The organism is Blastococcus sp. SYSU D00868 (genome assembly GCF_054050575.1).
Window position 1 is genome coordinate 85713 of the sequence record NZ_JBJGZO010000004.1, and the last position, 12576, is coordinate 98288.

General features: G+C 74.2%; 11 protein-coding genes and 1 pseudogene. 6 read left to right on the forward strand and 6 right to left on the reverse strand.

The genetic code is table 11. The annotated features are described in order from the left end of the window. Nucleotides 1–102 precede the first annotated feature (102 nt). Entirely contained in the window at nt 103–1080 is a 978-nt protein-coding gene (locus ACI79F_RS05100) for an SMP-30/gluconolactonase/LRE family protein (RefSeq protein WP_456543940.1), read from the forward strand. Continuing rightward, complete coding sequence (locus tag ACI79F_RS05105) at nt 1077–2375, forward strand: ankyrin repeat domain-containing protein (RefSeq protein WP_456543939.1); 1299 nt, start codon at nt 1077–1079, stop codon at nt 2373–2375. Before ACI79F_RS05100 ends, ACI79F_RS05105 begins: the two co-directional genes overlap by 4 nt. Before the next feature lie 25 nt (nt 2376–2400). Here the strand turns inward: ACI79F_RS05105 and ACI79F_RS05110 are convergent, their stop codons facing one another. The 3 genes from ACI79F_RS05110 to ACI79F_RS05120 all read right to left on the reverse strand — a co-directional run bounded on the left by ACI79F_RS05110 (nt 2401) and on the right by ACI79F_RS05120 (nt 5825). After that, on the reverse strand, nt 2401–3282 hold the full coding sequence (locus ACI79F_RS05110; RefSeq protein ID WP_456543938.1) for an alpha/beta hydrolase: 882 nt from the start codon (nt 3280–3282) through the stop codon (nt 2401–2403). 96 nt (nt 3283–3378) lie between these two features. Continuing rightward, entirely contained in the window at nt 3379–5016 is a 1638-nt protein-coding gene (locus ACI79F_RS05115; RefSeq protein ID WP_456543937.1) for a putative bifunctional diguanylate cyclase/phosphodiesterase, read from the reverse strand. A gap of 131 nt (nt 5017–5147) precedes the next feature. Next, a complete protein-coding gene (locus tag ACI79F_RS05120) occupies nt 5148–5825 on the reverse strand; it encodes a response regulator (RefSeq protein WP_456543936.1) in 678 nt (225 codons plus the stop codon). A gap of 195 nt (nt 5826–6020) precedes the next feature. Here ACI79F_RS05120 and ACI79F_RS05125 point away from each other — a divergent pair, with 195 nt between their 5' ends. After that, nucleotides 6021–6392, forward strand: coding sequence for a response regulator (locus tag ACI79F_RS05125; protein WP_456578887.1), 372 nt, complete (start codon nt 6021–6023; stop codon nt 6390–6392). Between the two features lie 42 nt (nt 6393–6434). Here ACI79F_RS05125 and ACI79F_RS05130 read toward each other — a convergent pair. Continuing rightward, nucleotides 6435–7889, reverse strand: a pseudogene (locus ACI79F_RS05130) (sensor histidine kinase); the annotation flags it as partial. Between the two features lie 405 nt (nt 7890–8294). Between ACI79F_RS05130 and ACI79F_RS05135 the strand changes: the two are divergent. The 3 genes from ACI79F_RS05135 to ACI79F_RS05145 all read left to right on the forward strand — a co-directional run bounded on the left by ACI79F_RS05135 (nt 8295) and on the right by ACI79F_RS05145 (nt 10673). After that, a complete protein-coding gene (locus ACI79F_RS05135; RefSeq protein WP_456543935.1) occupies nt 8295–9074 on the forward strand; it encodes a hypothetical protein in 780 nt (259 codons plus the stop codon). A gap of 64 nt (nt 9075–9138) precedes the next feature. After that, a complete protein-coding gene (locus ACI79F_RS05140) occupies nt 9139–9708 on the forward strand; it encodes a dihydrofolate reductase family protein (protein ID WP_456543934.1) in 570 nt (189 codons plus the stop codon). 329 nt (nt 9709–10037) lie between these two features. After that, nucleotides 10038–10673: a DUF732 domain-containing protein gene (locus tag ACI79F_RS05145; protein ID WP_456543933.1), complete on the forward strand. Its 636-nt coding sequence runs from the start codon at nt 10038–10040 to the stop codon at nt 10671–10673. A 343-nt stretch (nt 10674–11016) separates the two neighbouring features. Here ACI79F_RS05145 and ACI79F_RS05150 read toward each other — a convergent pair whose 3' ends face one another. Both ACI79F_RS05150 and ACI79F_RS05155 read right to left on the reverse strand, forming a co-directional pair. Continuing rightward, nucleotides 11017–12144 (reverse strand): site-specific integrase, encoded by a 1128-nt coding sequence (locus ACI79F_RS05150; protein ID WP_456543932.1) that lies wholly within the window; start codon nt 12142–12144, stop codon nt 11017–11019. Nucleotides 12145–12183: 39 nt separating this feature from the next. Next, nucleotides 12184–12351: an excisionase family DNA-binding protein gene (locus ACI79F_RS05155; protein ID WP_456543931.1), complete on the reverse strand. Its 168-nt coding sequence runs from the start codon at nt 12349–12351 to the stop codon at nt 12184–12186. Nucleotides 12352–12576 lie beyond the last annotated feature (225 nt).

The following is a 12576-nucleotide window of genomic DNA, read 5'->3' on the forward strand; positions in this document are numbered from 1 at the left end:
GGCATCATCCGTTCGGCCATCCCGCGGATGACCGATCGCCCGATGCCCGCGGCGCCGCCGGGGCGGCACCGTGGAGCTCCCACCTCGACCCCGGGAGATGCCGTGCGCCGTCTGCTCGTCCCCGTCACCGCCCTCGCCCTCGCCGTGCCGGTGCTCGTCGGCGCGTCCCCGGCCGCCGCGGACGGCGGCGACCCCCGCGGGCCGGCGACCTACGTGCTGGACGGCGACGAGCCGGGTGGCTCGCGGTTCGAGGGCATCGGCGTGGACCGCCGCGAGCGCACCTTCTACGTCAGCGAGGTGACCGGCGGGGAGATCCACCGCGGGGACGTCCGCACCGGCCGGACCGAGGAGTGGCTGCCCGAGGGCGCCGACGACCGCACCACCGCCCGCGGCATCACCACCGACCGGCAGGGCCGCGTCTACATCGCGGGCGGGCCGAACGGACTGGGCAACGACCGGCCCGACCTGTGGGTCTACGACGCCGACGGCACCCTGCTGGCGGCGCTGCGCGTCGACGAGCCGGACGCCTTCCTCAACGACGTGGCCATCGGCCCCGACGGTGCCGCGTACTTCACGAACTCCAACGACCCGCAGGTCTTCCGCGTCGCCCGCGAGCACGGGCAGTGGGGGGTCAGCCGCTGGGCGGACGCCACCGGCACGATCCCCGTGCAGATCGGCCCGAACTCCTTCAACCTGGGCGGGATCGTCGTCTCCCCGGACCGCCGGGCGCTGGTCGTCGCCCAGGGCACCACCGGTCAGCTGTGGCGCTTCGACCTGCGCTCGCGCCAGGTCGCGGAGATCGACACGGGCGGCGCCGTCCTCACCAACGCCGACGGGCTCGTGCTGCGCGGATCGGAGCTGGTCGTCATCCGCAACTTCGCCCGGGTGATCACCACGCTGCGGCTGGACCCGCACGCGCGCTCGGCCGCGCTGCTGGAGGAGACCCCCACCGACCCGAGCCGGGTGTTCACCACGGGCAAGGAGGCCCGCGGGCGTCTGCTGCTGGTCGACAGCAAGTTCGACGAGCAGCCGGTCGCGGAGCCGCCGTACCAGGTGGTCGCCCTGCCGCTGCCGCGATGAGGGCCGCACGGTGGGCGGCGGGTGCCCTCGCCGTGGTGGCGCTCGCCGGCTGCGGGCAGGACCCGCCGGCCCCGGAGCGGGCGGCCGGCACGTCGACGAGCACCCCGGCCGGCACCCCGGCACCACCGCCGTCGTCGTCCGCCGCGCCGAGCCCCGAGCCCGCCCCGGCCGCGCCCCCGCCGCGCACCCCCGAGGAGCAGCAGGCTCTGGACACCGCGCTGATCGCGGCGGCCTGGGCCGACGACGTCCCCCGGGCCCGGGACCTGATCGCCGCCGGCGCCGACGTGAACGCCCAGGACGGCACCCGGCAGAGCGCCTACCTGATCGCCACGAGCGAGGGTCACCGCGAGCTGCTGGAGCTGACCCTCGCCGCGGGCGCCGACCTCGCCGCGCTGGACCGCTTCAACGGGACGGGGCTGATCCGGGCCGCGGAGCGGGGCCACGCGGACGTCGTCGGGCGGCTGCTGCAGGCCGGGATCGCCGTGGACCACGTCAACCGGCCGGGCTTCACCGCCCTGCACGAGGCGGTGATCTACGGGGACGGCGGCCAGCGCTACGTCGACACGGTGCGGCTGCTCGTCGCCCGCGGCACCGACGTCGCGCTCGCCCCGGTCCGCGACGGCATCCCGCCGCTGCAGCACGCCCGGTCGCGCGGCCAGGACGCCGTGGCCGCGACGCTGCAGGCGGCGCTCGAGGCCGGCCCGCCCGCGGACCCCGCCGGACAGCTCCTGGAGGCCGCGGCCGCCGGGGACGCCGACCGGGTCGCCCTCGCGCTGCGCGCCGGCGCGGGCCTGGAGACGCGGGACGCCCAGGGCCGGACGCCGCTGCTGCTGGCCGCCGCGAACGACCGCGTGGACGTCGCCCGGCTGCTGGTCGCGCTGGGCGCCGACCCCGACGCCCTCGACGGCCGGCACGACACCCCGTGGCTGGTGACCGGGGTGACCGGCAGCGTGGCGATGCTCGAGGTGCTGCTGCCGGCCGGGCCGGACCTGACCATCCGCAACCGGTTCGGCGGGGTGTCGGTCATCCCGGCGGCCGAGCGCGGGCACGTCGACTACGTGCGCCGGGTGGTGCAGACCGGCATCGACGTGAACCACGTCAACGACCCGGGGTGGACGGCGCTGCTGGAGGCGGTCGTCTACGGCGACGGGTCGCCGCGCTACCAGGAGATCGTCCGGATCCTGCTCGCCGCCGGCGCCGATCCCCTGATCCGGGACGCCGACGGGCGCACCGCGCTCGACCACGCCTTGGCGCGGGGGCACGCGGGGATCGTGCAGGCGCTGCGCGGCGGCTGAGCCGGCCGGTGTCCCAGTGGCTCCGTCACCGTCCGGCGGGGTGCGAGGTGTCGTCGCGCTGCGGCGCGGTGAACCGGCCGACGAAGTCCACCGCGGTCTGGGCGACCTCCCGCCAACCGTGGTCGATCGTGAGGGAGTGGCCCCGGTTCGGGACCTGCACGATCTCCGTCACGCCGGGGTTGCGCCGCTGCCGCCGGTAGGCGGCGTGCGCGATGGCCCACGGGATCGTGTGGTCCCGCTCCCCGTCGAGGATCAGCAGGGGCCCGCGGTCGGGGTTCGTGGTGTCGACCTTGGCCTCGGTCCACGGGTTGAGGTTGGCGTTGCCCATCTGCACGAGGGCGATCCCGGAGCCGGCGACGTGGAAGGTGTCGTAGAGCTCCCTGGCCTCCGCCGCGTCGAGGGCGTTCGCCCAGCCGTAGGTGAACTGGTCGAAGGTCAGCGTGATCGCGCGGCGGCGGGTGCGCGGATCCAGCAGGAACGGGCCGACGCCCTTGAGCACGGAGACCGGCAGCGGCAGGACGCCGCGGAAGACGCCCGGGTCGATGGCCACCGTGGCCGCGGCCAGGCCCCGCCCCGCGAGCATCTGCGCCACCAGGCCGCCGGTCGAGTGGCCCATGACGACCGGCTTGCGCTGCAGCGCCCCGATGACCTCGGTGGTGTGGTCGGCGATCTGCGCGAGGGTCTTCCCGGCGAGGACCTCCGGGTGCGCCCGGGCCTCCTCGACCGTCTCGGGGTCATCCGGCCAGTCCGGCGTCAGCGGCGCGTAGCCGGCCTGCTCGAGCAGTTCGGCCCACCTGGCCCAGCTGCTCGGCAGCAGCCACAGGCCGTGGACGAGGACCACCGGGGTCCTGCCGGAGGCGTTGGCCGCCTCGATCTCCCGGTTCTCCCGCGCAGAGACGGATGCCATGACGAGCTCCCCTCGGGTGGGTGTGACCTGCCGGAGATGGTCGGCCGGATCCGCTGTCGCGCCTCCTCCCGCGAGGACGATCCCGGCCGGGAGACCTCAGCGAGGACGCGACAGCCCACCGGACGGCCACCGGCCAACGTGTCCGGCGCGGCGGCGGATCCCCTGGGAGATGAAGCGCGCGACGGCGGAGGGGTGCCAGCGCCGTCCGGCGGGCGTGCGGAAGCCCTCGGCGTCGAGCGCGGTCGCGATCGCGTCGATCGGGGTCCCCTCCCGGTAGAGCTCGTGGAGTCTCGACAGGCCGTGCGTGTCGTCGGCGTGGGCCCGCCCGGGTCCGGGTGTCCCGGCGTGGGGGGTCGTGGGCACCCGTTCGCGCAGCGTGCCCGCCCACCCCGGTCCGTCGAGCAGCGCCGCCACGGGGACGGCCGGCCCCCACAGCCAGCCCTGGGCGGTCGGGCAGCCGAGTTCGCGGAGCAACGCCGCCTGCTCGGCCGTCTCGACGCCCTCCGCCACAGCGGCCACGCCCAGGGCCTCGGCGAGGTCGACGATCCACGCGACGATCGCCCGCGCATCCCGGTCCTCGACGATGTCGGTCACGAAACTGCGGTCGAGCTTCAGCGCCGTGATGGGCAGGTCCCGGAGATGCGCCAGGGAGCTGTACCCGGTGCCGAAGTCGTCCATGGCGATCTGGAAGCCCTGGTCGCGCAGGCGGTGCAGCAGCCTGGCCGCGAGCTCCGCGTTCTGCATGATCGCGGTCTCGGTGATCTCGAGGACGACGTGGTCGGCGGGCAACCCGGCCCGGGCGGTCCAGCCCGGCAGCTCGTCGAACAGGGCGGTGTCGGCCAGGGTGGTCGCCGACAGGTTCACCGCCACGTGGGCCCCGGCGGGCACCGCCCCGGCGGCGCGGAGCCGGGCCATGTCGTCGAGGGCCCGCCGGAGACTCCAGCGGTCGAGTCGGGGGGCGAGGCCGGTCAGCTCGGCGACGCCGACGAAGTCGCCCGGCGGCACGAGCCCGTGCTCGGGGTGCACCCAGCGGGCCAGGGCCTCCACTCCGACGACGGACCCCGAGCCCAGCTCGACGACGGGCTGGTACTCGAGGTGCAGGTCTCCGGCTGCCAGGGCTGCCGGGAGCTCGGCGGCCAGCTCGTACCGGTCCGCTCCGCGACCGCCCGGCTCCTGGCGGAAGACGTGCACCTGCCCCTCGCCGGCACGCTTGGCGGCGTGGGCAGCCGTGTCGGCGCGTCGGAGCAGCTCCGCCGCCGGGACCGCCGCCTCCGCACCGGCGGCCGCGACCCCGATCGACGCCGTGACGCGGACGGTGTCACCGTCGATGCAGTAGGGCTCGGTCAGGAGGTTGCGGAGGAAGCAGGCGAGGGCGTTCGCGGAGTGCTCACCGGTGTCCTCGCAGACGACGACGAACTCGTCGTCCCCGAACCGGACGACGGCGTCGTCGCCGGAGACGGCGGTGCGCAACCGGGCGGCGACCGCGGTCAGCAGCTCGTCGCCGGCCGTGTGGCCGCGGGAGGCGTTGACCACCCGGAAGTGGTCGAGGTCGACGAGCAGGACGGCGGTCGACCGCTCGGCCCGTGCCAGCGCGGCGGCCAGCCGGTCGACCAACGCGGCGCGCTCGGGCCGCGGCGCCCCGCCGGCCGCGCCCGCAGCAGGTGGTCGGCCGTGCCCCGCCGTTCCCTGCGGTCCCGGCCCGTCGTCGTCGGCGGCGTACGGGGACCTGAGCACGGGATCGCTCCTGGACGGCGAGGGGAGGCCGGCGCGCGACTGCGCACACTGCCTCCCAGGCTCCGGGGGACCGGGGCCAGTCACCAGGTGCGACCGTGCCAATCCGTCTGGTGCGGATGTACTACCCGCCGTCAGGTGCCTGCGTCGACCAGACCCTCGCGGACGGCGATCGACAGCACCTCGAGCTTGGAGTGCGCGCCGAGCTTGGCCGACAGGTTCGCCATGTGGTTGCGGACCGTGTGCACGCTGATCGTCAACCGTCGGGCGATGTCGGCGTTGGAGAGCCCCGTCGCCAGCAGGTCGAGGATCTCGCGTTCACGCTCGGTCAGCTCGGCGCCCGGGGTACCGGTCCGCCGCTGCAGGCGTGGCAGCAGCCGGCCGAGCAGCTTCGCGCTGACCATCGACTCGCCGTCGGCCGCTGCCCGCACGCCGGCGATCACGTCGTCCAGCCGTTGGGTCTTCGCGATGAAGCCGGCGGCGCCGGCCTCCATGGCGGCGACGAGGACGCGATCCGACGCCGTGGCGGTGAGCACCACGATCTGGACGGAGGGGCGGACGCGGTGCAGGTCGGCGATGGCGCCCACCCCATCGCCGTCGGGCAGGCGGTGGTCGAGGAGCACGACGTCCGGGGTGGCCGACGCGACGAGGTCACGGGCCTCGCGGATCGACGTCGCCTGTCCGACCACGAGCAGGTCCGGCTCGGCCTGCAGCGCCTGCGCCAGGCTGGTGGCGAACATCTGGTGGTCGTCGACGACGAGGACCCGGACCGGGACGGGCGTCGGCCCGTCGGGCGGCTCCGGCCGGCTCACGACCCGAGTCTGTCACGGGCCGGCCGCCCGGACGGCCCCGCACCAGGGCTTACATGGTGCATCGGCACTAGGACGCCGGTGCGCGCGCACCACGACAGATGCCGCGCCGTGCGCGACCGTGCTCGCGTGCCGACTCCCGCCCGCGGCGAGATCACGGTCCTCGTCGCGGACGACGACTTCCACGTGGGGCAGGCCGTGGCCACGCTCCTGGAGCAGGAGGGGGACTTCCGGGTCGTCGGGCTCGCCCTCACCGGCGACGCTGCCGTCACCGCCGCCGACGAGCGCCGCCCCGCCCTGGTCCTGACCGACGTCCGCATGCCCGGCGGCGGACCGGACCTGGTGCGGCGGCTGGTCGCGCTGCCGCACCGGCCGGTCGTCGCCGGCTTCTCAGCGCAGGCCGACGCCTCGAGCTGGACGGGGTTGCTCAGGGCCGGGGCCTCGGCCTACCTCCTCAAGGGGACCGCCTCGGGCGAGCTCCCCGTCCTGCTCCGCTGCTGCATGCTGGGTCACCTCGTCGTGGGGGTCCCCGGTGCGCCCGACGTCCTCCGACGAGGGCTCGCCCGGTAGCACGGCGGTCCCGGCCGGGAACGCCGAGGCGGGCACCGGGAGGGAGAACGACACGTCCGTCCCGACCCCGCGCGGGCCGGGCCCGGACCGCCACCAGCCCCCGGACGCCGCGGCCCGGTCGCGCATGCCGACGACTCCCGAGTGGCGGCGACCCGACTCGCCGGTGGACGCCGGGCCGGCCGTGCCGCGCCCGTCGTCCACGACGTGCACCTCCACCCCGCCGTCCGTCGCGTCGACGGTGACGACGACGCGTCCGGCCTGCGCGTGCTTGCGGGCGTTGACCATGGCCTCCCGGGCGATCCGGTAGGCCGACACCCGGACCTGCTGGGGCAGCGGGGATCTGCCCCGCTCCTCGACCGACCAGGTCACCCCGGACTCGTCGAAGACCTGCGCGGCCGCGTCGCGCAGCCCCTCGGCCAGCGTCGCGTCCAGGACCGGTGTCTCCAGTTCGAACAGCAGGTGGCGCAGCCGGACGGCGGCTGCGTTGACCGTGTCCAGTGCTGTCTCCACGGCCGCGGCCTCCTCCGGCGCCGTGCCCCGGAGCCGGTTGCGGAGGGCGCTGAGGCGCAGGTCGACCGCCGCCAGCGCCTGGATCGAGTCGTCGTGGACGTCGGCGGCGATCCGGGCGCGTTCGTCGTCCTGGGCCTCGACGAGGCGCTCGCTGAGCGCCCGCTGGCGCGCCTCGGTCAGCGCGCGCAGCTCGCGGAAGGTCAGTGCCGTGCGGCCGATCATGAGCACGCCGGCGCACAGGGCGAGGACGGCGGCGAGGGGATCGGCTCCCGCCTGGCTGCCGTGGAAGAGCATCCCGAGGACGGCGAGGCCGCAGACGCCGGGGAGGACGAGCACGCTGAGGCCCTCGAGGTCCACGGGCCGGGACTCCGTCCGGCGCAGGGAGGCGAGCGCGGCGCCGACGAGCAGCAGGCGGGCCACGAGCCAGCCGAGGTCGACCGGGTGGCCGCCGACGTAGGCGTCGTGCTCCACGAGGTTCGCGTAGACGACGTCGGTGACGAAGAACGTCACGAACGACGCCCCGAGCAGCCACCACGACAGGCCACCGCCGCGGCCGAGCATGGCGAGGGCGGCGACCGCCACGGCGAGGAGCAGCAGGTCGGCGAGCGGGTAGGCCGTGAGCAGCGTCGCGGCGCCGTCGTCGCCGAACGCGACCTCGGCGTCGTCGACGTAGTTCTCGGCGAGGGCCGCGGCGGTCAGCCCGGCGATCAGCCCGTCGAGCGAGAGGCTGACCGGCATCCTGCGGGCGCGGGCGCGCAGCCGCAGGACCAGCCCCACGGCGAGGAGCAGGTAGAAGAGCAACCAGCCCGCGTCGGCCCATGAGACCTGCGGGACCGGGTCGAGGTGCCGGTAGTGGGCGAAGTAGGCGGTGCTCCCCGCGAACGCGGCCACCAGCCCGAGGGTCATGCACGACCAGGCGGCCCGGCCTCGCGGATCGGCCAGCACGCGCAGGCCGACGACCACGATGACGAGGCCGTCGACGGTCATGTTGAGCCACCAGTCGACGGGCTCGAGGTAGCCGCGCGTGGGCCGCACACCGGGCACGAGCAGGACGGCGTAGACGGCGCCCAGGACCAGCGTCAGCCAGCTGGCCGGGCGGAGGAGCGAGGTGGTCGAGCGCGGCACGTCGCCTCCGCTCGTTGACGCCGGCGCCTGGATCCCCGGATGCGAGTGGCCCGCACGGGAGCGGTGTCCACGGTGCCACACGCCGTTTCCGGTCGGTCTCCGCCGGAGTCGTGGCGTCGCGGACTCCGGAGGTCGCCGGCCGGCACCGGCGACTTCGACGTCCGGGGGGCGTGCGTGGTGTTGGGTGGGGCCGAGCCGAGCAGCGACGGCGCGACGGGGGGCGTCATGGGGCCAGCGAGCACACCGGGGGAGAGGGTGAGGTCGACGATGCTCCCGCGGGAACCGCTGAAGCGTGCGTGGCTGGCGATCGCGGCGCTGACGCTGATCGGTGCCCTGGCGGTCGTCGTCGCCGTCGTCCGGCTGCCCGACGGCGACGCGGGGTGGGGGCCGAACGGCCGGGCGTGGGGCGACGACGAGTTCTGGATGGACGTGGTCGTCCACGGCGTCGGGTGGGTGCTGCTGATCGCCGGCGTCGGCGTCCTCGCGTCCTCCCTCTCCCGGCAGCGGACGGCGGGTGCCGGGACGGCGCAGGTGGATGCCGAGGACGGGGCGGCGGTGGGCCGCGAGGCGCGACGGGAGATGGTCGCCGGGGTCGGGGACCGTCTCGCGGACCTGCTCCAGGACATGGCGATCATGAGCGGGGCCCTGCACGCGCGCGCCGGGTACGACGCGGCGGGCCGACGCGACGACGCCGCCGAGTCCGCCGTCCGGGCCCGCTTCGAGGGGGCTCGCGCGCACTTCGACGCGTCGATGACCTGGCTGCTCCGCGTGCCGTTCCGCACGGACGACGTCCGTTACGTCGACGGTCCGTTCGCCGACGTGTACGAGTCGTTGCGGGGCTGGCGTGCGCGGGCGGACGTCGCGTGGGCGAGCCGCCCGGTCACCCCGGAGACGGCGTCGGAGATCCAGGCCGCCACGCACGAGGTGACGGACGCCGTGGCGTCCCTCGGCAGGCTGACGACGCGTTGGCTGTGGGACGGCACGGTCCCGGGCTACGAGGCCCTGCCACCCGAGGTGGACGAGGCAGCCGGCCGTCGTGTCGTCTGACCGATGACTTCTCCGCGCGGTGGCGGTCTCCGTGCCCGGACACCGACTCCCGGGAGATGACGCCATGCGGACACTGAGCTTCGCGATGAACGTGAGCCTGGACGGCTACGTCGCGGCGCCGGGCGACGACCTCGGCTGGAGCGTGCCGAGCGACGAGCTCTTCCAGTACTGGTCGGACCGGGTGGGGGCGACGGGCCTGTCGTTGTACGGGCGCCGGCTGTGGGAGGGGATGAACTCCCACTGGCCGACCGCCGACCAGCAGCCCGGCGTCACACCGGCGCACGCAGAGTTCGCCCATCGCTGGCGGGACATGCCGAAGGTGGTGTTCTCCTCGACGATCGGCGCGGTCGACGGGAACGCCCGGCTGGTCTCCGGCGACGCGGTCACCGAGATGACCCGGCTCAAGGCCGAGGACGGTGGTCCCATGGACGTCGGCGGCGCCACCCTCGCCGCGGCGGCCATGCGGGCCGGGCTGATCGACGAGTACGTGCTCGTCACGCACCCGGTCCTGGTGGGCGGCGGCACGCCGTTCTTCACGGCCGTCGACAACTGGGTGGACCTGGACCTGGTGGAGACCCGGCCCTTCCCCGGCGGCGTGCTCCTGACCAGGTACGAGACCAGGCGAGCGGCCTGAGCTGCGATTCCGCGCGGAGCGGGTGACCGGGATCGAACCGGCATGGCCAGCACGGTCGTGCGGGCGAGCTGCTCGATCGGCCGCCAGCGCGCTTGCCGTCGCCCAATGTCCCGATGCCGACGAGCGCCCCTGTCGGCCCTCACTCGCAAGGGTTCCTCCCTCTAGCCCGAGTAATGGCGGGTACCGAAACTGCTCTCGCGCTGAAAGGCGCACCACGGGGACTGAACCGACCGGTCACCGCCGGAGCCGACAGGCCAGGCGGCGTGTGTCGAGGGTCCTGGTCAGTACCACGAGCCGCTGCGCGGATCGTCGAGAGAGAAGGACCCGCGATGAGCGAACCCACCCTGCAGGTCGGCCACGGCACCTCCACCGCTGGCGGCCCGCTCCACGACCTCGTCCCGCGGCCCCGCGTCGAGTACGTCGCCTACAGCCCGGAGTTCCCCGTCCGCCCGACGTCCTACGACGCCCCCATCGGCTCACTGCACCCGGTCGAGGCGCCGCAGACGGCGAAGCGCAGCCGGCTCGTCCCGGCGCTGATCGTCGCGCTCCTGCTCGCCCTCGTCGGGGGTGCGGTCGCCGTGACCCTGCTCCTGACCAGTGAGCCGGATTCGAGCGTCTCGGCCGGCAACGGCTCCTCGAGCCTCGACCAGGACTCGCGCCCGGACGTCCGCGAGACGGACGACGAGGTCGCGGTCTACACGCCGCCGGTGACCTCGGGCCAGACCGCCTCTGAGCGCGAGTTCATCGCCGACGCCGAGAGTTACGCCACCTTCCCGGGCGCCTCGGAGTCCACACTGATCGACGTCGGGCACTCCACCTGCGAGTACCTCGACTCGACCTCGGGCAGCCCGGCCGCGGTGGAGAGCGCCGTCGACATGGGCATTGAGGCCGGCCTGACCCAGAGCCAGAGCATGGCGATCGTCGCCTCGGCGGTCGTGAACTTCTGCCCCGAGTACCAGTTCTGATCGCAGCCCCTCACGGGCCGCTCCGGCCATCGTCCCTGCTTCGGCGAGGGGCGGTTGGCCCGAGCGGCCTGGCTCGTTCCGGCGGGCCTCAGCGGGCCGCCCGTGTACTGCGACTCGGAAGGGTCCTGAAGGGTTCACCCGGGCCTTCGGACGGTGCTCCAGTCCTCCTGTGGTCAGGCTGCTCGAGCTGAGGTCATCCGCGGAGCGGGTGACCGGGATCGAACCGGCATGGCCAGCTTGGAAGGCAGGGCGCTCGGCGCCGTATGCGCTGGTGAGAGGCTTGCTGGGGGCCAAAGTCGGGCCTGCGTGACCACTACGTGACCAATCGCGTTCTCGGCAGCTGCTACTCCGGCGGTTCGGAGCCGTCCTGGTCGTCGCCCAGTGCGGCCAGCATGGCGTCGAGCGCGCGGGCGATGTCGGCGTCCCGGTCGTCGGCCGCGTGCTGGTAGACCAGGGCGGCGGCGGGGGAGGAGTGGCCGAGCCGGCGCATCAGTTCCTTGGTCGTGGCGCCGGTGCCTGCGGCGAGGGTGGCGCCGGTGTGGCGGAGCTCGTGCGGCCGGACCGCCGGCAGGCCGATGGCGGTCGCGGCGCGGCGGAAGGTCGAGTTCCAGTTGCTGCGCGCGAGGTAGCCGCCCGTACTGGTGGAGAACAGAAGCGCGCCCGGAGCCGCGGCAACGTGCTTCTCCAGGTGGTCCTCCAGTACCGCTGCAATGGCAGCAGGGAGCGTCACGGTTCGGTGCCCGGCGTCGGTCTTGGGCTCGCCAACCACCCAACGGCCGCTAACACGACGGACCGATCGCTCGACGCGCAGTCGGCCTCCGGACAGGACGTCGGACCGGCGGAGGGCGGTGGCCTCCCCGAACCGGAGCCCGCCGAAGGCCAGGACGAGGAGGAGTGCGCGGTAGCGCTCGGTTCTCCGGTCTCCCCCCAGTTGCTCGGCCAGTTGAAGGGCTTCGGCCGCGGTGAGCGCGCGGGACGGGCGGGAAGCCTTCGGCGTGCCTGCACCGCGCAGTCGGCACGGGTTGGAGGGGATCGCCTCGTCGGCGACGGCGACGTTCAGGATGGCGCGGAGCAGTCGGTACGACTGCGCCAGCGCTGTTGGACGCGTAGTGCCACCGGCCTTGGCATGCCAGGAGCGGACTGCGGCCGGGGTGATCTCGTCGACGGGGACGTGGGCCCACGCCTTGGCGAGGTGGTGGCGCCACAGGCCGGTATAGAGCACGCGGGTGCTCTCCCGGAGGTCGCTGCGGGCGAGGTAGTCCTGGGCGTACTCGCCGACGGATCGGCCGCTGGCGTTGGGGGCACGCCAGCTCTTCCGGAGGAGGTCGGTTTGTTCGCTTGCCAGCCAGGCCCAGCCGTCCGCCTTGGCCACGAAGATCTTGCTGTGTCGGCGACCGTCGGGGCCCAGGTACCGGGCGCGGAAGCGGCCGCTCGGTAACCGGTCAACAGACCCGAACGTCCGCTTGGGCATGCCGCGACCTTGGGCGACCTCAGCGAGCGCGTGTCGGAATCAGCGCAAACTGGGGACGCGTCCGGCATCCACAAACGCGTCTAGCGTCGTCCGTTCGAGGCGCACATACTTGCCGACTTTGACGTAGCTGATCCGGCGCTCCGTGATGAGCCGGCGGATGAAGCGCTCGCCCGTGCCGAGGAACTCACCGGCCTGCGCGACGGTCATGAGCCGGCTGCTCGGGGAGTGCTGCGGTTCGGTCGTCCAGTGCGCCGTCATGACGAAAGGTTTGCCAGCAACCTTCCGCGAACCTCCAGCACCGGCTCGCCCCCGGCGAGGGCGACAGTGCCATGGCATGCCATCTACAGCCCGTGTCCTTTAGTGGCCCACTATGAGGCACCAACGCCTTTGGCTGGCGCGCAGAGTGTTCGACAGTTCACGAACGACTCCTAC